The 19,252-nt window shown below is 70.9% G+C and carries 23 protein-coding genes and 5 tRNA genes; 15 read left to right on the forward strand and 13 right to left on the reverse strand.

All coding sequences use genetic code 11. The features are described from left to right. The 6 genes from FEF34_RS39410 to FEF34_RS39435 form a co-directional block, all read right to left on the reverse strand. The gene (locus FEF34_RS39410; RefSeq protein WP_234043346.1) at positions 1-771 is read right to left on the reverse strand and encodes an endonuclease/exonuclease/phosphatase family protein; all 771 of its coding nucleotides are present in this window, start codon (positions 769-771) and stop codon (positions 1-3) included. Continuing rightward, on the reverse strand, positions 680-1,432 hold the full coding sequence (gene tmk, locus FEF34_RS39415; RefSeq protein ID WP_234043340.1) for a dTMP kinase: 753 nt from the start codon (positions 1,430-1,432) through the stop codon (positions 680-682). The genes FEF34_RS39410 and tmk overlap by 92 nt, the downstream gene beginning before the upstream one ends. After that, a complete protein-coding gene (locus tag FEF34_RS39420) occupies positions 1,429-2,547 on the reverse strand; it encodes a radical SAM protein (protein WP_138058255.1) in 1,119 nt (372 codons plus the stop codon). The genes tmk and FEF34_RS39420 overlap by 4 nt, the downstream gene beginning before the upstream one ends. 428 nt (positions 2,548-2,975) lie before the next feature. Next, the gene (locus FEF34_RS39425) at positions 2,976-3,656 is read right to left on the reverse strand and encodes a hypothetical protein (protein ID WP_138058256.1); all 681 of its coding nucleotides are present in this window, start codon (positions 3,654-3,656) and stop codon (positions 2,976-2,978) included. A 240-nt stretch (positions 3,657-3,896) separates the two neighbouring features. Next, complete coding sequence (locus FEF34_RS39430) at positions 3,897-4,394, reverse strand: hypothetical protein (RefSeq protein WP_138058257.1); 498 nt, start codon at positions 4,392-4,394, stop codon at positions 3,897-3,899. Next, positions 4,391-4,891: a hypothetical protein gene (locus tag FEF34_RS39435; protein ID WP_234043341.1), complete on the reverse strand. Its 501-nt coding sequence runs from the start codon at positions 4,889-4,891 to the stop codon at positions 4,391-4,393. The genes FEF34_RS39430 and FEF34_RS39435 overlap by 4 nt, the downstream gene beginning before the upstream one ends. A 262-nt stretch (positions 4,892-5,153) precedes the next feature. Here FEF34_RS39435 and FEF34_RS39440 point away from each other — a divergent pair, with 262 nt between their 5' ends. Continuing rightward, positions 5,154-6,461, forward strand: a complete 1,308-nt coding sequence (locus FEF34_RS39440) for a helix-turn-helix domain-containing protein (RefSeq protein WP_138058258.1) — start codon at positions 5,154-5,156, stop codon at positions 6,459-6,461. On the opposite strand, the gene cutA is transcribed toward FEF34_RS39440, so the two are convergent. Beyond that, positions 6,458-6,787 (reverse strand): divalent-cation tolerance protein CutA, encoded by a 330-nt coding sequence (gene cutA / locus FEF34_RS39445; RefSeq protein ID WP_171053388.1) that lies wholly within the window; start codon positions 6,785-6,787, stop codon positions 6,458-6,460. The genes FEF34_RS39440 and cutA overlap by 4 nt on opposite strands. 204 nt (positions 6,788-6,991) lie before the next feature. Between cutA and FEF34_RS41790 the strand changes: the two genes are divergently transcribed. The 7 genes from FEF34_RS41790 (at position 6,992) to FEF34_RS39470 (ending at position 9,941) form a co-directional block, all read left to right on the forward strand. Further along, positions 6,992-7,168 carry a hypothetical protein gene (locus FEF34_RS41790; protein WP_171053389.1) on the forward strand — a complete coding sequence of 59 codons (177 nt, stop codon included), beginning with the start codon at positions 6,992-6,994 and terminating at the stop codon, positions 7,166-7,168. A 386-nt stretch (positions 7,169-7,554) separates the two neighbouring features. Beyond that, positions 7,555-7,630, forward strand: a tRNA-Glu gene (locus FEF34_RS39450). A 26-nt stretch (positions 7,631-7,656) separates the two neighbouring features. Further along, positions 7,657-7,727 (forward strand) — tRNA-Asp (locus tag FEF34_RS39455). Between the two features lie 332 nt (positions 7,728-8,059). After that, positions 8,060-8,551: a hypothetical protein gene (locus FEF34_RS39460; protein ID WP_138058259.1), complete on the forward strand. Its 492-nt coding sequence runs from the start codon at positions 8,060-8,062 to the stop codon at positions 8,549-8,551. A gap of 755 nt (positions 8,552-9,306) precedes the next feature. Then, the gene (locus FEF34_RS39465; RefSeq protein ID WP_138058260.1) at positions 9,307-9,552 is read left to right on the forward strand and encodes a hypothetical protein; all 246 of its coding nucleotides are present in this window, start codon (positions 9,307-9,309) and stop codon (positions 9,550-9,552) included. A 70-nt stretch (positions 9,553-9,622) separates the two neighbouring features. Continuing rightward, positions 9,623-9,754 (forward strand): hypothetical protein, encoded by a 132-nt coding sequence (locus FEF34_RS43840; protein WP_267905307.1) that lies wholly within the window; start codon positions 9,623-9,625, stop codon positions 9,752-9,754. Positions 9,755-9,758: 4 nt separating this feature from the next. After that, positions 9,759-9,941: a hypothetical protein gene (locus FEF34_RS39470; RefSeq protein ID WP_138058261.1), complete on the forward strand. Its 183-nt coding sequence runs from the start codon at positions 9,759-9,761 to the stop codon at positions 9,939-9,941. A gap of 790 nt (positions 9,942-10,731) precedes the next feature. Here FEF34_RS39470 and FEF34_RS39475 read toward each other — a convergent pair. Next, a complete protein-coding gene (locus FEF34_RS39475) occupies positions 10,732-11,301 on the reverse strand; it encodes a hypothetical protein (protein WP_138058262.1) in 570 nt (189 codons plus the stop codon). A 347-nt stretch (positions 11,302-11,648) separates the two neighbouring features. Here FEF34_RS39475 and FEF34_RS39480 point away from each other — a divergent pair, with 347 nt between their 5' ends. Next, positions 11,649-12,194: a hypothetical protein gene (locus FEF34_RS39480; RefSeq protein WP_138058263.1), complete on the forward strand. Its 546-nt coding sequence runs from the start codon at positions 11,649-11,651 to the stop codon at positions 12,192-12,194. A 262-nt stretch (positions 12,195-12,456) separates the two neighbouring features. Here FEF34_RS39480 and yidD read toward each other — a convergent pair whose 3' ends face one another. Further along, positions 12,457-12,879 carry a membrane protein insertion efficiency factor YidD gene (yidD, locus tag FEF34_RS42215; protein WP_199800778.1) on the reverse strand — a complete coding sequence of 141 codons (423 nt, stop codon included), beginning with the start codon at positions 12,877-12,879 and terminating at the stop codon, positions 12,457-12,459. Positions 12,880-13,273: 394 nt separating this feature from the next. Here yidD and FEF34_RS39490 point away from each other — a divergent pair, with 394 nt between their 5' ends. After that, positions 13,274-13,591, forward strand: a complete 318-nt coding sequence (locus FEF34_RS39490; protein WP_138058265.1) for a hypothetical protein — start codon at positions 13,274-13,276, stop codon at positions 13,589-13,591. Positions 13,592-14,175: 584 nt separating this feature from the next. Here FEF34_RS39490 and FEF34_RS43530 read toward each other — a convergent pair. The 4 genes from FEF34_RS43530 to FEF34_RS39510 form a co-directional block, all read right to left on the reverse strand. Next, a complete protein-coding gene (locus tag FEF34_RS43530; protein ID WP_171053390.1) occupies positions 14,176-15,030 on the reverse strand; it encodes a GntR family transcriptional regulator in 855 nt (284 codons plus the stop codon). 184 nt (positions 15,031-15,214) lie between these two features. Next, entirely contained in the window at positions 15,215-15,484 is a 270-nt protein-coding gene (locus FEF34_RS39500; RefSeq protein ID WP_138058267.1) for a hypothetical protein, read from the reverse strand. A gap of 101 nt (positions 15,485-15,585) precedes the next feature. Beyond that, a complete protein-coding gene (locus FEF34_RS39505; RefSeq protein ID WP_138058268.1) occupies positions 15,586-15,780 on the reverse strand; it encodes a hypothetical protein in 195 nt (64 codons plus the stop codon). A 321-nt stretch (positions 15,781-16,101) separates the two neighbouring features. Continuing rightward, positions 16,102-16,410 (reverse strand): hypothetical protein, encoded by a 309-nt coding sequence (locus FEF34_RS39510; RefSeq protein WP_138058269.1) that lies wholly within the window; start codon positions 16,408-16,410, stop codon positions 16,102-16,104. An 813-nt stretch (positions 16,411-17,223) separates the two neighbouring features. Here FEF34_RS39510 and FEF34_RS39515 point away from each other — a divergent pair. The 5 genes from FEF34_RS39515 (at position 17,224) to FEF34_RS39535 (ending at position 19,229) form a co-directional block, all read left to right on the forward strand. Next, positions 17,224-17,301 (forward strand) — tRNA-Ala (locus FEF34_RS39515). Between the two features lie 120 nt (positions 17,302-17,421). Next, a tRNA-OTHER gene (locus tag FEF34_RS39520) sits at positions 17,422-17,490 on the forward strand. Positions 17,491-17,663: 173 nt separating this feature from the next. Next, positions 17,664-17,737: transfer RNA gene (locus FEF34_RS39525), tRNA-Glu, on the forward strand. Positions 17,738-18,423: 686 nt separating this feature from the next. After that, positions 18,424-18,720, forward strand: a complete 297-nt coding sequence (locus FEF34_RS39530; protein WP_138058270.1) for a hypothetical protein — start codon at positions 18,424-18,426, stop codon at positions 18,718-18,720. Positions 18,721-18,785: 65 nt separating this feature from the next. After that, positions 18,786-19,229 carry a hypothetical protein gene (locus FEF34_RS39535; protein WP_138058271.1) on the forward strand — a complete coding sequence of 148 codons (444 nt, stop codon included), beginning with the start codon at positions 18,786-18,788 and terminating at the stop codon, positions 19,227-19,229. Positions 19,230-19,252: the final 23 nt, after the last annotated feature.

The raw sequence follows: 19,252 nt of genomic DNA on the forward strand, positions 1-19,252 counted from the left end.
TCAGAAGAGTGCCGGCGCCGTGAGCTCCGCGGCGGCCGGGTCGGTCACGTCCAGGGGCGCCGTGGCGGTGAGCGCCAGGGCGACCGTGAGGGCGGAGTGGTCGGTGAGCCGGTCCTCGTCGGTCCGCGGCTCGTGCACGTACCGGCAGCCCGTCACGTGGCGCGTGAGGGGCCCGGAGGCGTGGGCGTGGTCGTAGCGGTAGCCGTCGCCGGTACGCCCCACCCAGGAGTACTCCAGGGCGTCCGGCGCCAGGAGGCGGAAGGCATCCGCGTACCCGGCCGCGGCGAGCCCGGTGTAGAACCCGTACTCCCATGCCTGGAACGTGCGGTACTTCGGAACGTGGTTGGGCTCCAGGATGTTGAAGTCCCCGAGGACCAGGCGGTGGCCGGCCTTCCCGGTGGGGAGCGCGGCGGCCAGGCCCTCCAGGAACGTTCGCTTCCTGGTGACCTTCGCCTCCGTCTGGTCCCGGGAGGGCACATACACCCCGACGACCTCCAGCGGCCCCGTGGTGGTCTCCACGGTCACGGCGGCCACCCGGTGCGGGAGGTAGTTCACCGGTAGCCGGAGCGGGCTCGTGGCGAGGCGGGAGACGATCATCACGCCCCGCTCCCGGGTGCCGTGCGGCGGCCTCGGGAAGGTCACCGAGTAGCCGGCCCTCTCGAACCGCTCGGCCAGGAACTCACACCCCGCGCTCCGCGCCGTCTCCGTGAGGACGAGTACCGGCTCCGGCCGGCTCGCCAGGTACCGGAGCTGTCGCTCCGCGCGGGACAGGGACGGGTTGTTGAGGTTGAACGTGAGCACGTCCAGCGTCATGGTTCGGCGGGTCCTTCCGGAGTCGGGTGATCGCGGCGACGATCGTGCGGGCGACCTCTTCGGCCGGCGTCTGGGTGGCGTTCACGTCCAGGACGCGATGTCCCTTGCTGCGAAGGAACTTAGCGGCCTCCGCGAAGTAGGCGCACTCCACGCGGCTGGAGCCCTGGGCGCGTTCGTACCGGGAGTGCGCGCCCCGCGCGGTGAGCCGGGCCTCGATCACGTCCGGGTGGCCGGTCACCATCACGGTCAGGTCCGGCTGGAGGACCCGCTCGTTGAGGAGCCACACGAACTCCCGGTCCACGCCGTCCATGCACTGGAGCGCGAGGCTACTGGCGATGTACCGGTCACAGACCACGACCTCCCCGCGCTCCAGCGCCGGCCGGATCTCCTCGCCGTGCTTGAAGCGGTCCGCGGCGATCAGGCACGCCATGGCCTCGCCCTGGTACTCGTCCGTGCCGTGTCGCGCGAGGTTGCCCAGGGCGGTGTCCGTGGGCTCCCGGGTCGGCAGCACGGGCACACCCTCCGCGCGAAGGAGCCGGGCGACGAGAGCCGTGACGGTGGACTTCCCGACCCCGCCCGGGCCCTCGACGGCGACCAGGAGGCCGCGGTCGCCGGTCACGAGACACCGACCAGGGGAAGGACGCGGGTCTGGCGCGGGACCACCGGGCACTGTTCCGTGTCCACCGCGCCGATCCGTTCGCCAGCGGCCACCACGGCGGCCGGGCAGCCCTTCCCGCACGAGGGCGAGAGAGAGCAGGAGCCGCACGTCTCGTTCCCGCCGAGGTCCCACCGGTCGGAGAACTTGCCGTACGCGTCCAGGCGGGCCGCGATGTCGTCGTGCTCCCACATGTTGCCCACGAGGAAGTCCGTGTCAGGGTGCTGGGAGACGTTCGTCCGGGCCGCGAAAACCAGGTACGGGCAGATCGCCACGCCGCCGTCCGTGAACACGTAGATGATGTTCCCGGCCTCGCAGCCCGCGAGCGGTTTCCCCTCCGTGTTCGGGAAGCGGATGTTCACCATCTCGACGTCCTCGCCGGCCACCTCGGCCGTCATGGCGGCGATGTCCCGCATTCGGTCGTCCGGCGTACGGAGCTTGCCCTGCGCCCTCTTCGACGCGCCCCGCCCCATCGAGCCAAGCGGGTTCATGAGGACGTACGTGGCGCCGTGCTCCCGGGCGAACTCCACCAGCTCCCGGTACTCCCGGTCCTGGGCCAGGTTGTTCGGCGTGCACAGGAGGCCCTGGAGGATGCCGGCGCGGGCGAACCGCTTGATGGTGTCCACCGTCTCGGCGAAGCACCCTTCGAGCTTGCGGAACGTGTCGTGCGACTCCGGTGAGAAGCCATCCAGGCTGACGTTCATGTGGACGTCCAGCTCCGCCAGGGCGGCCACCGTCTCGTCGGAGCACATCGTGCCGTTGGTGCACACGCCCACCGACATCCCGGCGGCCCGGAACAGGGCGACGATCTCCAGGAGGTCCGGGTGCATCATCGGCTCCCCGCCGGTGATGGTCACCTTCGTGACGCGGGCGGCGGCGAGCTGCGGGACCAGCTTGTCCCGGACGTCGTTCACCGGCATGTAGTTGCCGCGCAGCGTGGCGACCACGAAGCAGTGGTCACACTTCGCGTTGCACGGCTCGCAGATCTGCACCAACGCCTTCCGGTCGGGGGCATCCACGGTCGTACGGAAGTAGCAGGAGGCGGCCTGGCCGCCGTTCAGGATGGGGCGCGCGCTCAATGCGGTCTCCCTCATGGGTGGGTAGTCCCGGCCCGTCCTGGGCCAGGTGGTGGGCCGTCCTGCCCGTCACAGCAGGAGCGGCACCGCCCTCGGGTGCGCCCGGCGTGAGCCGGTACCGGGCGCGCGGGGAAGGTCCCCGGCCGGGGCGGAAGTCCCAGGTGTTTTGTCGGGCGCCGTACTCGGCCATCCGGGCCTCCAGGCGCCGGATGCAGTTCTCGTACGCGTAGAAGGGGCTGGCAGCGTGGTCCTCGCCGTGGACAGGGCCGAGCCCTGAACCACACCAGTCGGCGTCCGGCTGGCCCGGGAGTCTCACCGCAAGATCCCGTAGGCGAGGGCGCACATGATGCTGACCAGCGCGACCAGGTACGCAGCCACCTGTCGGTGCTGCGCCGCCCGCACCTTCCGGCGGTCCGGGTCGTCAGGGTGCATCACCGGCCGGCCTCCGCCCCGGCGAGCCCGGCCCGGGCCGCCTCCGCGCGGAGGTCGATCGGGCGGACGTCGTTGAGTTCCGTGACGGCCTGGCCGGCCAGGAGAAGGGCGAGGCGCGGATCACCGTGGCCGATCTGCGCTCGGGCGTCCACGGGGACGACGGCTCCGCCGCTCCAGGCGTGGAGGATGCCGTACAGCCCCCAGGGGACGGGCCTGGCGACCCGGGCCGCCTCGTACCCGTCGAGGAGGTGCCGGCAGTGCCGTACGGACTCCCACCCGCACGCCAGGTGCACGGGCGGGTGGAGCGTCCGCTCGCCCTCCTCGATCGGGCCGCGGAACCCGGTCTCCTCCCCGGCGCCGGTCAGGAAGAGGTGTCCGCCCTCGGTCGCCGCCTCCTCCACGGTGGAGAGCCCGCAGACCTGGCAGATGCGACGGGTCATCATGCGCCGTTGCCGGGCCGGGTGGAGGTGCGAGAAGCGAGGCTCGCCCTTCCCCGGCGCGATCGTCCAGGCGCGCCACAGCGCGCCCTGGTGCGTGCACGCACGGGTCAGAACCGGATCGGCGTAGGCGAGCCTGCTGTTCCGGAGGTAGACGGCCGGGGTGATGTCGTGTTCCGCCGACCACCGTGCGACCCGCGGGACGCGGAGACCGCGGTAGACGGGGAGGGTGTCGAGACTCATCGGATCGAATCCAGGGGGTAAGGGCCCTCCGCCCGGGGCCACGACGGGCCACGGGGGAACTCGCCAGGTCTTCCCGGGCGAAGGCGGATCGAGGGGGTGGGGCCGGCCGCCGTCAGTCGTGGATGGGGCTTGGCGGCCGGGGCGTGATCCGGTCGGCGTCGGTCGTCACGCCGCTCCCTGGGGCGCGGGGAGCCCCTGGTCCTGGCCGTGTCCCGCCAACGTCGGGCACGGTCGAGACGTCTATACGGCGCGGAGCAGCCAGGCCGCCGGGATGGTACGGCGCCAGGCGGTCACGCCGGTCCACAGTCCCCCGGCCTCCGCCATGTCGGCCAGGTACTCGTGGACCGCGACCAGGCCGCCGCCGAGCTCGCGCCGGGACAGGCCCACGGCCACGTTCACCCGGCCCTGGCGCTGCGCGGTCGCGTACCAGGTCGGCGGGTAGGGCACATTCAGCGTGGCGTCCCAATGCCCGTAGTCGAGGGACGCGATGCCGCGGACCAGGAGGAGGCCGAGGCCGAGCCGGTACGGCTCACCCGGCCGTCCCAGACCGAGGCCGCGGGCGATGCCGAGGAGCCCGGGCCGGTAGCGCTCCACGCTCTCGGCCAGCCGCGGCCGGGCTGGGGTGAGCAGGACGTGGCACTCCGGGCCGAGGAGCCCAGGCTCCACCCACGCCGCGACGGAGACGCGGTCCATGAACTCCGGCCCCGGCGGGGCGTAGCGCGCCGAGAGAACGGTCACCGGTCGGCCTCCGCCTTCTTCACGGCCGACTGGTGGCCCATGAGGACCAGGAGGGCCACGTCGTCCGGCGCGCACAGGGTGCCCGGCCCGTCCATGGGGACGACCCAGTACGCCGGATAGCGGGGGTCGAACTCGGTGAGGTCCGTGGCCGGCACGCCCAGGAAAGCATCCGAGTCCAGGCACTCCGCGACCGTGAGCCGCCAGGAGCGCGCGGCGCTCGCCGGGGTGAGGGCGTAGTACTGCTGGCCCCCGACGTCGTAGAAGATCGGGCCGCCGTCCAGGATCTCGGCGAGGAACCTGCGGACCGCCTCCGGCTCCTCGGCGCCGGCCGCCGTGTAGACCAGGTACCCCGGGATGCGTACGGCGGAGAACAGGGAGCCGCACCGCAGGAGGGCGACACGGTAGGTGTCCCACTCCGTCCAGGCCTTCGCCCGGTCGCTCGACGCCAGGACGAGCCACATGGAGGCGGCCCGCTCCCGGTCGCTTCGCGAGTGCACCAGCACTCCGGGCCCGGCCGCTACCGGCTGCAGAACCGCTCTCCGAGTAACTTCCGCGTCTTCAACGGGCCGTTGGCCACACCCTTGCACGGCGACTCCTCACAGTCGTCCACGCCCCAGAGCGGCACACCACTGCCCCGGGCCTCGACGTTCAGAGTGGAATCCCTGCGAAAGCCGCGCGTCCCACCGCCGGGTATACCCATGATGGGTAGGCACGCCGAAGAGCACAGCATGCAGCCTTACCGGGCAGGAAGAGACCGCCATGAGCTTTCAGTCTCCGGCAGCGCTCCCGCGTGACCTCTTGGGCGACGCCGCCATGCGACACGCGCTGCTCACCCACGACTTCGGCACGGTGTTCCGACTCGCACGCGAGCGAGCCGGAATCAGTTACTCCCGGATCGCCACCGAGTGCGGTATCAAGCCGGAACGGGTCGGCACGCTGGCACGCGGTCAGGGCCGCATCAGCAGCTTCGGCAAGATCGTTCAGATCGCGGACGCCTTACAGGTGCCCGGTCGCATGGTCGGCCTCGCTCCCCGACCATGGGAGACGGACAGAGCTGCCGCTCCACAGGACTCGACTGGCCCCAACTTGCACCGCCGCACCGTTCTCCAGGCGGCCACCGCGACCGGCCTTGCCGCCGCGCTGCCTGCCCTCCACCACGCCGCGCCACCGGCCCGCATCACGAACTCCTACGTAGACCGCCTCCGGGAGCGCACCGCCCGCCTCCGCCGCCTGGATGACATCCTCGGCGGCGGCGACACCTACCGCGTGTACCTCGCGGAGGTCCAGCGCACGAAAGCCGTCCTCCACCGCGGCTCCTTCGCCGGCGAGGACGCACGCCGCCGCCTCACCGCACTTCTGGCCGAGCAGGCGCAGCAGGCCGGATGGGCCGCCTTCGACGGCGGCCGGGAGAAGGAGGCGGCCTCCCTCTACGAGGAGAGCCGCGCGTACGCCCAGGAGGCCGGGGACTCCGACCTGTACGGCAACAGCCTGGCCTTCCTGGCATACGGCACCCTCGCCCACGACCGTCGGACAGCGGTGGCCTTCGCCCAGGACTCCTGCGCCACCATCACGGACAGGACGCCGGCCAGCGTCCGGGCCCTGCTCTACGAACGGCTCGCGTGGGCCTGCGCGGTAGACGGCCAGCCAGCCGGCACGGAGGCCGCGCTCAACTCCGCCCAGGAAGCCCTGGAGAGCGCCCAGGACGGCGAGCCGCAGCCGGACTGGTCGGTCTGGGTGGACCGTACGGAGCTGGGCATCATGACGGGCCGCTGCTGGACGGAGCTCCGCCGCCCGCTCCGCGCCGTCCCCGCCCTCACGGACGCCCTCGGCCGGTACCCGGACGAGTACGCCCGCGACAAAGCGCTCTACCTCTCGTGGCTCGCGGAGGCCTACCTCACCGCAGGAGAGGTGGAGGAGGCCGCTGTGACCACGGACCGAGCGCTGGACCTCGCCACCGGCGTCGCGTCCATCCGCCCCATGCAGCGCATCGCGCCCGTCCTGGAGAGCCTGCGCCCCCACAGGCAACTCCCTGCCGTACGAGAGGTCCTCGAGCGCGCCAGCTCCTAGTCCGTCTGCGGGCCCACGGAGCCTTCAATCCACTCCAGGGCCCGCGCGGAGCCGGCGACAATCGGCGTCGCAATCAACTCGGGGTTGTCCCAGGGGTGCTCGGCCAGGAGGTGGATCTCCAGCGCCGGGTACTGCTCGCGGGTGGTTGTCAGGAGGACCTTGTACTCCTCGCCGGTGCCGTACTCCCCGAGGTGCCAGAACACCGACGTAACGGGGCCGATGACCTGGGCCCCCGCGGCGAGCCGAGCCTTGACCGCGGAGCCAGCCAGGGCCACGGCCTCCTCCTTGGTAGGCGTGGCAGTCGATACCTGCACGTATTCGCTCATGGATCGGAGCCTAGTTACGTAGCCAAGGCCGCCACTAGATCACTTACGGGCAACGCCGTCTCGGGGTGCACGGTTCTCAGCCCCGGCAGGGCGGCGCAGGAGGCGTGAAACACGAGAGACTCGTGACGCTTTTTCTTTACTTTAACACCCCTTGTGGGTAAAATAGAGATTAAGTTCCTGAAGTGCCACCCGGTAGGAGGCGTAGTGAAGCAGGAAGATGAGTACGTGACCTTGACCGTCGTGGTGAAGCGGGGCGGTGCCGAGGGGGACCCCTGTGACGTCCTGCTGTCCGAACACGCCGATGTCCTCTTCGTTGGACACCAGGACGGCGTCACGACTACGGCCCTCGCGCTGGGTGCGGACCCGAGCGGCTGGTGCTGAGCGATCGCCGCGAGCCCTCGCCAGGCATCCCCTTGCGGGACGGCCTCTGTCGAACGTCAGGGTCGGGATCCCGAAGGCGGCATCCAGCCGGCTGGCGTTCGAGGGCATTCTCGACTTCGCGCGAGCTTCCTTCCGTCGAGTCGGGGAGGGCGAGTCCTGGCGTTGTGACACTTTTAAGTTGACGCACTAGATTGTCGTGGGGTAATCTGTAAGCGTCCTTGGGGGTGGTGAGGTTTCCCTAGCTGATCCGGTTCCGAGGCACGCCGCGTGACGGTTTCTGGGGAGTTGCCGCTGCGTGGTCCCGGCTGCCGGCCGGGGAAGGTGAGGGGCAAGCCCATCAAGGGCCCTACCCGATCCGGTCCCCGGTGCGGCAGCGGGGGTTCCACGCCCTCGTGGAGTAGTCCGGTTCATCTCGCCCCGTTCTCAGCGGGGAGACCGCGGGTTCGAATCCCGCCGAGGGTACGCACACGCACATCACGATCACGCAGGCTCTTGTCGTCCATGGGTAGGGCACCGGGTTGTCAGTCCGGGTAACGGGGTTCGAGTCCCCGCAGGAGCGCTCACCGCTCGCCTTCACCCCCCTGAGGGGGAGCGGTGCCCCGGCCCCCGGGGGCGGGACGGGTCGCGTACGGATTCCCCACGCCGTACGCCGGCGCCCGCTTCCCGGCCCTGGCAGGCCGGACCCCACAAGCACCGTCCGCCGGCCCGGCCCGGAAAACCTCCGCCTTCCCGGCGGTGCGCCCTGGCTCCCGACCCGGCGGGCGGTGCTTCCCTGCTGCCCGTTGGCTGTCGCTCATCCCCGCCGCGCCTTCCGGAGCCGACTCCCTTGATCCAGACCACGAAGACGCCGTGCTGCGCCAGACCCCGACGGACTATGACCAGGAGGCTCGAGTGAAAAGGGACCCCTTCGCGCCGGAGGCCCGGCAGGCGACGACATTCGCGCCCCGGACACGGCTGTGGCCGCCGGACGGCTACCGCGCCCCGGACCCAGGGGAGTTCACCGCCCTGCGCACCACCGCGGACCGGTTCGCGCAGCACGGTATGACCCGCGCTGCCCGCGAGCGCATGGACGACGCAACGCTCACCCGCAGCCTCCAGCTCATCGAGCTCATGGGCGACACCAGCCGCGCCGTCTACGAGTACGCTCACGCGCTGCGCCGCGAGATGACCCGCCGCGGCCTGGTTCATCGATCGATCGCAATCCTGCGGTGCGAGTCGTGCTCGCACAGCACCGAGCGGCTCTTCGAGGCCACGCAGAAGACCCACCCCGACATGATCAACAGGTCGTCGGAGCCGGTCGACTCGGCCTGGTTCTGCGCCCGCTGCTGGTCCGGTGACAGCACTGAAACCGAGGGTGCCGATGAAGGGGAAGCAGGCACCTGACGACGTGCCCTGCCACCGATGAGCTGGTACCTCCGTCCAGAGCCGGCTGGTTCCTCCAGTCCGCCAGGCCACCGTCGAAGCCGCGAACCGGCCTGGAGAGCTGACGCACCACCCGCCCCCTCCGGGCGCGGCGGCTTCGGCGGTCCCGGCTCCTGTCGCCCATAGGTAAGACACCGGTCTTTCAAGCCAACTGTGTCGCCTTGGTGGCCCCTGCCCGCGGCCCTATGCCGTCGTTCGAGGGACGTTGGGGCGCGGGATTCTGTCCACAGGACGTCAGAGTGAGGCTGCGGCACATGATGTCGTCGCTGTTCCTCGCCCCACAGCCGGGTCGCTGTCGCCGCCGTGCACCTATGTCCGGTTCCGCCGACGGGGGCTCGCGGTGAGTGCTCTGTCGGCCCTTCTAGTAGTCGCCGGAATCTGGATAGCGGTGAGTTTCCTTCTCGGATCCCTTCTCGCACGCATCGGATACTGCCTCAAGACCCCCCGGAGCAACCGCTACCGGCGGTGACGAGTGCCGCTGATCGTCCTCGGCTGGCTCCACGCCGTCCTCGTTCGCCCTCGGGGCGCCGCGCCCCCCTGCCACCATCCCTCCAGCGCCCTCGCGCCCGCCGCTCTAGCGGCCGGCCTGCGCCCGGCCCGGCAGGTGGACACGCATGTACGGACACATTCAGGTACTGAAAACTTTACAAATATGACCCCGCTGAGTACATTAGTGAGCAAGTTGGAGGTGTCGGCTTGACGCTCGGAGGGGTGGGATGAGGAAGAACAAGGAAATCATCAAGGTCGAGAACCCGTCATGCGATCACGGTAAGTGGTGGAGGTGCGCCACCTACTTGGAGAAGATGCCGAACGGTAGCTGGATGGCCAAGTGCTCGGATAACGCGTGCGTATCCATCGCCGGTGAGTCGGTGTGGCGGGCCGGAGGAAACTCCGCCCCCTTCACGTATGCCGAGCTGGAGGCAATGGCCCAGGCCCACTGCCTGAAGAAGCATTCGAACTGACTCCAGTCCTGGCCATCCGCGGCCGAGCATCGCACTTCACACAGTGCGTCTACGCGTACTGGAGTTACTCATGATCTCCACAGCCGGCGTCGCGTCCATCTTCGGACTCAACAAGCCCGCCACCACCGCGGCCGAGCAGACCGCCGCCTACGCGGCGTTCCTGTCTGACGCGCTCGCCGCCCATGACAGTCGCCCACATTGAGAGGATGCACCCTGTGATCGCACCGTCGAAGGAGTGGCGCGAGTCGCTCAGTGAGTGGGACCTGCTGAGCATCGCGCGTACCGCGATGGAGCTCTACGACAACTACGGTGACGTCGACGACGTCCTGAGTTCGTCCCAGGTCGAGACCCTGGAGCGTGTGCGGGTCTTGCTCGACGCCGACGAGTAGGGCTGGGACAGTATGGCTGGTGCCTCCCGGCGCGCGGCCGGGAATCTGGTCTCGCGTACGACTTCGGCCCGGCACCATTATGAGCCCAGCGGACTGCCGAGCTGCTCCGCCCCGCTTCGATAGGGCGGGTGTACGGCATGGGAACGAGCCGGTCAGAGACTTCCGGAGCAGGCCGGTACACCCTCCGCGGACATGCAGCAGCGGGTGCGGTCGCTCCGGACCGCGGGCTCAGATGCCGGCCCACCCTGCCCGCCTGCGCTGGCCCGGCGGCGCCGTCCGGCTGTGCGCGGCCCGAGTGCTTGCGGTACTCGGCCGCGGGCTGCCGCTGTTCGGTCCGGCGCTCGCCCTGCCGGTGCTGGGGATCGACAACTTGGTCCGCGTGGCCTTGTCAGTGTGCCGCACGGTGCCGTTCCGCACCCGCCACGCCTGGCGACCACGCGGCGGGTTCCGGCCGTGTCGCTGGGCCGCGGTGCTCGGTCCTGCGTCCTGGGGCCGCGCCGCCGCTCTGCGGTGGGGGAAGAGGCAGCCCGTCCGAGCGACGTGCGAGGGGCGCGGACGGGCTCCAGTGTGGATTGTTCCTGAGGGCTGTTGCCGGCGACTGCCGACACGCCCGCCGGGGCCCGCGGGTGTTCACCGTCGTCAGGGGGCGACGCTGCTGTACGCCACGGTCTGCGTGGTTGCTTCGGTTCCTGGCCCGCTTCCGCGCCGGCTCTCCGGCTGTCCGCCGCTCGGGCGCCGAGTGGCGTGTGGTGTCCCCCGTCGGCCTGCTCGTTCGCGGGCCAGTGGGCGGTTAGGGGGCGGTCTTGCGCAGGTACGCGGTGAGGCATTCCGCCTGTTCCCGGGTGAGTACCGCGGCCGTCGGCTGCAGCAGAGCGTCGGCCGGGTCCATGTCGGCGGGGAGCTCGGGCAAGCCGGTGGCGAAGAAGCCCTCGTGCCGGGCAGCCGCGGGCAGCCTGGACGGCCTGGTGAAGACGATCTCCGGGGCTGCGCCGGGCCACGGACCGTAGGTGTGCAGCGGCGAGATCGCGTGGTGGGTGAAGAACCTGCGGCCACCCTTGGGGTGGGTGTCGACCCTGCTGGGCATCGGTCGGACGCCCCGGACGCGCCCGGGCTTCACGGGGAGGCAGCTGGTGGTCTCCTGGTCGAGGAAGTCCTCGACGATCTCCAGGAGCAGGTCGCGGTCGGTGATGGTCCCGCCGATCAGCAGCGCGCCCCCGTCACGTGGCGGGAAGTTCTCGCCGACCGGCTCGACGGCGCCACGGGTCCAGATCCGCAGCGCGCCGTCGTCGGCGTAGGCCAGAACGAAGTCGGCACTTCTGCCCCAGGTAGGGACGATGTGGTGATGAGCGGTACGAAGCACGAGGGCCTCCCTTGGCCGTGGACGGGCGCGTCCAGGGGCCCGGGCGCGCGAGACCAGCCCGCGGGAACGGGCTGCATCCCCCTTGCGCGCGGAGACCACTGGAGGCCTCCCAACGGCCTCGTGGGCGAGCCTATCCGGGTCAGCGGACAGCCACCCGGCGATTCCCGGAAACGGGCGGCAGACGTGCGCCGCACGGGGTCATGCAAGGCGGGGCGGAGGCCTGGTCATCCGGTAGAGCCGTCGCGCTGTGGGCGGTCTGACCGAGGGTGCGGCGAGAGCTTCCTGGCCGTGTTCTCGCACGTCACCAGGAGGTGGCACGCTTACTCCGGACGAAACGAGGAGGACAGGTGGCGCACGACCCAGACCAGGACCGGCGGACAGCGGGCGGCTTTCTCGCCGGGGCCGGGATGTGCGTGATGCTTGCCGCCGCCACCCACCGCGCTGCGTTCGTGTTGCTCGCCGCGGGGATGCTGGTCTCGTCGCTGATGTTCTTCCGGCGCGTGCTCCTGCCCCGCCCGTTCTACTACTGGCCCGCCTGGGCGACCGGTGCCGCCGTCGCCCTCCTCCTGGCCTGGGCATTTCCCGGAGCGACCCGCCTGGTCCTGGTGCCTTTGGCTGCAGCCGAGGCCGTCGTCGCCCTGGTCCTTGCGTTCCTTTGGCGCCGGCGCCGATACGGCCGGGGCGACTGGATCGCATGGCTGCCCATGGAGCGCATCCTCCTGCGCCGGGAGTGGACTCGTCGGGAAGTGATCCGGTGGGCCGAGGACGACTACCGCGAGCCGTGCGCGATCGGCCGCGCCGACGACTTTCCTGACATCGCCGCCAAGACGCCGCTCTACCCCGACCGCGAGCGGCCTCTCTACCGCGCCCGGCCCCTCGACGGACAGGCGTAGACGCACAGAACCGGCCGGCCTGTGGGGCCGGGGGCTTCTGTAGGTGGGGCAGGGGATCGGGACCGCGCCCCGGTGCCGTCCGATTCTGTGTCCATGAACACCGGCTCCGGCCCCGCGGCAGTCCGCCGCTCGGGCTCGGCTGTCGTCCCTCTTGCTGGCCTACCCGTAGTGGTCGGCGTGACCATCTGTCGATCCGCTCGGGAACGGCGCGGCCTTCGAGGGAAGTGCTCAGCGACGTGATGGCGGCGATGACCCGCCTCGCCTAGTGATGCCGTTCTGGTACGGGGTCGTGAAGTCCCCGGTGGAGCGCTGCTGCTGGGCGGCAACGCGTGAGTCGGCCCAGCGTCAACAGCCCTCCGCGGAGCGCTCCGTGCTGGTGGAGCGCCTTGACCGCGTAGGTGGAACAACTCGGTGTGTAGGGGCAGCAGGCGGGGCGGCGGGGGCTGACCGCGACGCGGTAGCGGCGCACCGCCCCGTACATCAGGGCGGCAGCGCGTCCCTGCGGGCGCGGTGCCGCGGGGTCGTCACCCGGGGCGACGGTGGGGGCGCGGAGGAAGGTGAGCAGTGCGGTGAGCGCGGCGGCCGGGCCGCAGATGGCGCAGTACGAGGCGCAGTCGTCGACACACCCCACGCAGCAGTTCTCGTCCTTGTCCCGGCGCTTACGGTCCCGCCTCTTCTTGGGCACGTACATCCTTTCGCATCGTGGCTCTCGCATCGTATGTGGCGCCCGCGACCGTGGCGTCACGCTTCTGTGCTGCTGTGGGGTCGTCGTCGCACCGCCCGCCGGGCCTGCGCCCGCTTCGCGGCTCGCGCCGCGAAGCGGGCGGGTGCCGTCGCCTTCGGCCTGCGTACCGCCGTCAGGCCGAAGGAAGACCGGGCGGAGTGCCGCCGCTCAGGCCAGTCCGCCGCCAGGGGCCGCGGTGCGGATACGTACCGCCGCTGCCTGGCAGGTTCGATGCGCATCGTCCGACGGCCCCGTCGGGTGGGCGCGGACCTCCCCGAAATGAGTGCAATAAAGTTGACTAAACTTACTCCAATGAGTACATCAGTGAATACGACCCGCCGGGAAGAGGAGCGGCATGACCAACATCACCGAGTACCGCAACCTGATCATCGCGCACGCCGAGCTGCGTGCCCTGCGGATCCGCCTCTGTGCCACCGGCACTCCGGCCGACGCCGACCTTGAGACCCGCGCCTCGGGTCTCATGGCCATGGCCATGCAGGAGGCTGACGCGGCGTCGGCTCTCACCCCGCGCGAGATCGAGATCCTCGCCCAGGGCCTGCGGTACTCGATCGGCGAACTGATGTCCATGCCCAAGGAGAGCCACGCCGAGAAGATGGCGCGTTACCGTGCCGCCGCACTCAACCTTCGCCGCATGATCGACGAGGGTGAGTAGGTTTCGGTCATCACGGCCCGCCCGCTCGGCGTTCGCCGGCGCCGATTTTCCGTGTCGGCTTCCGCCTGATCCGGTCCCGCGTCTCCGGGCCTGTCGCGTGCCTGCAGGGCCCTGGCCCCGCGCTGGCGTCCCCGGGCCGCGGCCGTTGCCCCGCCCTCCGCCGCCACCGTTCCGGCCGCTGCCCTGCCTCGGGCCGCCCGTGCCGTCCTGTCCGCCGCTGCCTCTCGCCCTGGTCGCCGGGCCGTCGGCCCGCCTCCGCTTCGGCGGCCGGGCTCACGCCGCCGCGCCGCCCGCTGGGCTCTGGTCGCCGCTGCCGTCCTCGTTGAGGACCCGTCCTGCGTCGTCCGGAAGCGTCCAGAAACGTCCAACCGTGGCCGATGAAGGCCGCTGCGCCCCGCCACTGGGCGCTGCTGGTAGGCGAGCTGTTCGCCGTTGCTCGGTGTTGTCCGGGAGAATCCGGCGCCGCCTGCGTCCGCTGTTTCCGTGTTGCGTCGTGGTCTCGACGCAGGACCCGCAGCGTCGTCGAGTACCGCCTCCCGGGCCGGGGGAACTCGCCGTAGTCGCCGCCTGGTTGGTGTCCCCTGTCAGCCGCCTGCGGGGACGGTGTCGGGGTGCGTCGTCGTGTTGGTCGGTGTCCACTGCGGGTCTTCGCGGTTCTGCAGCCCGGTATCCGTGGTCGTCGCTTGGTCGGAAATGTTGAGTTGCCGGGTTTGTGCTTGCTGTATGAGGGCCCGGTAGCTAGTCAGGGCCTGCTCGTATTCGGTGAAGGCCTGCGTCAGGCGCTGTTTCGCGGCGGTGAGTGCCAGGACCAGCTCGGCGTCGTCGCGGGCCGGCGTGCCGGTAGGGGCCGACGGTGAGAGGCGGTTCCCACGGTCCGGCCGTGCGGCTTTGGTGGTCCGAACGAAGGCGCCTCTTCCCTTGACCGTGTAGACGAGTCCCTCTTCCTTCAGGCGCCGGGTCGCGTTCTGGGCGGTGGAGTTCGCGATACGGAAACGTTCCTGGAGCTCCCGGGCCGAGGGAAAACGGCCGCCCGGGACAAGACGGCCCGCCTGGATCTCGGACCGGAGTATCTCGGCGACCTGCACGTAGGGTGGCCGGGGATCGTCAGCGATCACGCCGTGCCCACGGAGACGTTCGCGAGCGGGCGCCGCCGTCCCGCCGCCGCGGTGCTGGACCTCCCGCGCGTCTGTCGCCCCCTCGCCCTTGGATTCCCCGGGGTGTTCGCGTACGTAGCTGCCCCGCCCGAGAACGGAGTAGACCAGCCCTTCCCGTTTCAGTACCCGCAGGGCGTTTTGCACCGTCGAGCTTGAGACCCCGAAGTCGCGCTGCAGGATACGGGCCGAGGGAATCCGGGCCCCGGGCGGCAGCTCGCCGCTGAAGATGGCCGTGCGCAGCACCTCGGCAGCCTGCTGGAAGGGAGGGCGCGAGTCGGTTTCCAAGGGGAGAGGCATGGCTTCACGCTACCCACACCACGCCGGGCACCCGCCGCCGCGCCACCCTGGTCGCGCCGACGGGGCAACTCCTGGAGGCGTCGGCGGGTTCGCGATCGCAGGGAGGGGCGGTGACGGTCATCTCAATGAGGCAGTCGGTGAGGGTGCCCGCCAGGCCGGGGCATGGCGGGGGTTAGCGGCGTATACGCCGCCGCGTCCGGGAGTGCTCCCCGGCGAGGGTGCGTTCGCGAGTCGTGACCGTGTACTTGCGTTCGCGCAGGTCGAAGACCACCCAGGGGCTGTTGCCGTGATCACTGGAGGCGTACGGCTGATGCTGCCAGTTGTTACAGGAGCCGTAGCGGTCGTGGAAGCTGGGGTGGAGGCCGGCGGCGGCGAGGGCGTTCAGGGCGTCCGCGAGGTCCTGCCAGAGGGCGGCGGTGTCGGGCTTCGGGGTGGTGTCCATCGGAATGGCGCTCCGGTTCTGTGCGCAGGGTGGTGCCGGGGCCCGCCATGGCCCGGCCCGGTCGAGCGGCTGGAGCGCAGCGGGCGCCGTGCTGGAGGCGGTCAGGAAGCGACGGACATCGCGCGGCGCCAGATGCGCTCCTCGCGACGTCGGGTCTGGCGGCGGTACTTGGGGCCCTTCTCGCCCTCGTCGCCGTACCGGTGGGGAAGCACCTTGCTGCCCACCGTCCCGGTCCGAGCATGGCGGTACTTGCGCCTCTTGATGCGGCCACTGCCCGGTACGGGTGCGGACCTCATGCTGTCTCCTTGTCGGGTGGCGCGACGGGGTCCCATTGGCGGGATGGCGTGGTGCGGGGCGTCGTGCAGGGGCGGCCGACGCCGAGTTTCAGGGCGGCTCTACTGGTGCTGCACCGTCCCGCTGGTCATCCGGATGACGCCTTGGCACACCGAGGCCGAGCAGGTGTCTGCCTCTCCATCATGACTCTTAAAATTATACATTACGTGGATGCATGAAGCAAACTTTAAGAGTCAACTTGGCTGGGCGGCTGAACGCCGATGCCTGCCACGGGCCTGTCGGCCGGGAGGTTCTCCGGCGCTAGCTGTGCCCGCCGGTCCCGGCTATCTGGTGTACGGGATGGCGTTGTCGCCGGTGCCGTCGAACAGCCGCTGGAACAGGTCCATGCGGCCCGCGGCGTGTTTGGCCGTCCCGTAGGTCTCCAGGGCGGTGCCGAGCAGGCGCATCACGTTGTCGTCGACGAGGGCGTCGGTGAAGACGGGCCCGGGCGGGAAGAGCCGGTCGGCGTCCTCGTCTTCCTTGCGCAGCCGGGCGAGGTTGGCGTCCTGGACACGGGCGCCGGCCGCTTCCCACGCCAGCTCGGTGGCTTCGCGTCCGGGGGAGGGGGCGTACCGGTCGGGGCTGCTGCTCACCGGTTCACCGTAACGCCCGGCTCGGACGTCCCGGTCCCGCCTCAGTCCCAGGTCGTCCTCTTGCCGCCCGTCGGCCTTCGTGCCCGCTTCCGGCGGCCGACGTCCGGCCGTGCCGTTCACCGCTCCCTGTGGTCGCTGCGCTGTCCCGTCCCGAGCGTTCATCGGCGCTCATGCCTGCCTCGTCTCGCTGCCGTCGGCCCCGCTGTTGCCGCCGGCCGCCGGCCGCCGCTCCCGCGCGGCCGCCCCGCCCCGAGCCCGCCCGCCGCTGCTCGGCGTTCACTGCCTGCCCGCGTCTCGCCGCCGGCCGTCCGGCCCCGGCCCCCGAGCCGCCGCTGCGCCGTCCGTCGCCGTCCTCGCTCGCTCGGCCGCGCCGCTGTCCGGGCCCCGCCGCGGCCGTGCCGCCGCGCTGCCCCGCGCCCTGAGCCTGCGCCGACCCGCCCGCCGCGTCCTGGTAGCGACAGCACAGTGGCGGCCTGCCGCCCGGCGCGCTCGCCATGGTGCGGCTGCCCCTGGTCCGGCGCAGACGCGCGAGAACGACGCCTGTTTCTGGCCGTGCACCTGCTCACCCGCCCAACTCCCGCCCCGGTGCGACGGTCCGCGTACACGCCCGGATCACTGCGTTCGACTCGCCGCTCGAAGGTCCGCTGCCGTGTTGGACGACGAGGCCCTGGTCGCCCCCGGGGCCACCCTGCCCACTTATTGACGCGTAATAGTTGACTCATCCGCTCGCTATGAGTTAAGATATAAGAGTCAACGGGGGCGATCGACCCCGTACGACGCCGACAGTCAGGAGCGGCCGCTTCGGGCTGTACGGCAGGTCCGTAGCTCAGTTCGGGTAGAGCGGCCCCCATGCCGGGGGAGGGTCAGGGGTTCAAGTCCCCTCGGACCGCGAAGTGCTGATGTGCGCCCCTCCAGAGGCGACGTCCCCGTTGAGAGGGCGCACCGGCACAGCAGAACGAACCCGCCCAGCAGATCACTGGACCGGGTTGAAGGAGGGAGGACGCTTCCTCTGGAACGGTAGCTCAATTGGCAGAGCAACCCTGCGGGGTTGGATACGGGTTCAAGTCCCGTCCGTTCACGATGTGTCAGCGGGGCTGGTGAGGCTCCCCCAGCCGAGCCGGGCCTGTTGACACACCGCACACGGTCCCTGGGGAGGGGCCGCGTACGGCCCGGCCGTCGGCCGGGGAAGGTGATGAGCAAGCCCTTCGCGGGCCCTACCTGATCCGGTCCCCGGCCCGACGGCGGGAAACCACGCCCCTGTGGAGTAGTCGGTCATCTCGCCCCCCTCTCAAGGGGGAGACCGCGGGTTCGAATCCCGCCGGGGGTACAACGCGCCGGTGCGGCCTTGGGAAAGGGCTCCCTCCGGCGCGGCAAGCGGACCCGTCCGGCCTGATATCACCGGCGCGGGTCGAAGGAGGGGTAGCTCCCCTCTGGAGCTCTGGTGTTGGCAGCACGCCCCCGGGTGGGGGAAGAGCGGGATCACGCCCCGCAAGCTCACGGCGTCGTATCGGACCTGCCCGGCCCCACCCGGGCAGGTCCGTGCGGCCCAGAACGGCACCGGACGGACCCGCTTCGCCGTCCACGCCCGGAACGTTCCGACAGGCTCAAAGGCCCGGAGAACCTCCGCCTTTCCGGCGGTGCGCCCGGCGCTGGCCTGTGACGTTCCCGGGCCAGGAGCGAGGCCAAGCGGACGTCTGTTCCGCGCCGCCCCCTCCTCGGAACGGAGCGGGCGGCAGCCGCCGTTCCCTGCTGGCGCGCCGCTCATGGTGCCCAGAGGTGATGGCCCCCGGGGAACGGGGGCGCGATCGCCACCACTCCCGGCCTTGCCGGGGCGGGACGAGTCCCGTACGGATTCCCCCATGCCGTGCGCCGACTCGCTTTCCGCCCCGGCGGGCCGGCCGTCCGCCCGGCGGCCGGACCCACGGCCGTGCACCGTCTCGTTTCCCGTCGCCCATTCCACCCGCGGACTGCCCCTTCACGGCAGCCGGCGGCACAGCCCGAAAGGAGTTCCACATGGGCGCCTACGACTTCATCACCTCCGGTACCGGCGGGGACGCCGAACAGGCGTTCGCGGCCGCCAGAGCGGAAGCATGCCGGGAGTTCGGGAACCGCGGCTACACCGGGACGATCGCCGAGAAGGACGACTTCGTCCTGGTCATGGACCGCCCCCTGTCTCCGGACGCCGCCGAGGAGTACGCGGTGCACCTTCTGAACACTGACGACGAGCGGATCCGCGACAAGCGGGGGCCGGCCGGGGCGATCCCGGTGGACGACGGCACCTGGCTGTTCGTGGGCTACGCCGCCTCCTGACCGCCCGCCCGCCGCCGCAGGTCAACCGCCACGACATGCCCCCGCCCGAGACGACCATGTGCATAGTGACCGAGAGGAAGCAGGACATGAAGCAGACGGCTGACAGCCCCGGAGCGCCCGCGTCGTTCACGCCCTCGCTGCGTGCGGAGCGGTACGACGAGGTGGTCACCTACGACGACGCAGGGACGGCCAAGCCGCCGCAGCGGACCTACGAGAAGGTATGGCAGGGCGGTTGCGGCCCGGACTTCACCATCGAGGACGGAGAGAGCAGCCACCGCGTCCGGCCCGTCCGGCTGCGTATCCGCTGGTTCCAGGACGGCGCCGCCGCGCCCCGCTGGAACAGCATCGAGGTGACCGGCCACGAGCTCCTGCCCGACGAGAGCCTGGGCCGTCTTCCCATCCGGGAGATCTGGACCAGCTACCACGCCGAGCTGGGGCAGGTGCCCGACTGGTTCCTCCAGTTCGTCAGCGCCAACCCCCCTGAGCTGCGGACCGTCCCGCAGAGCTAACGCCCAACCCGCCGCTCGCCCGC

It is taken from the genome of Streptomyces marianii (genome assembly GCF_005795905.1).
GTDB classification, from domain to species: domain Bacteria; phylum Actinomycetota; class Actinomycetes; order Streptomycetales; family Streptomycetaceae; genus Streptomyces; species Streptomyces marianii.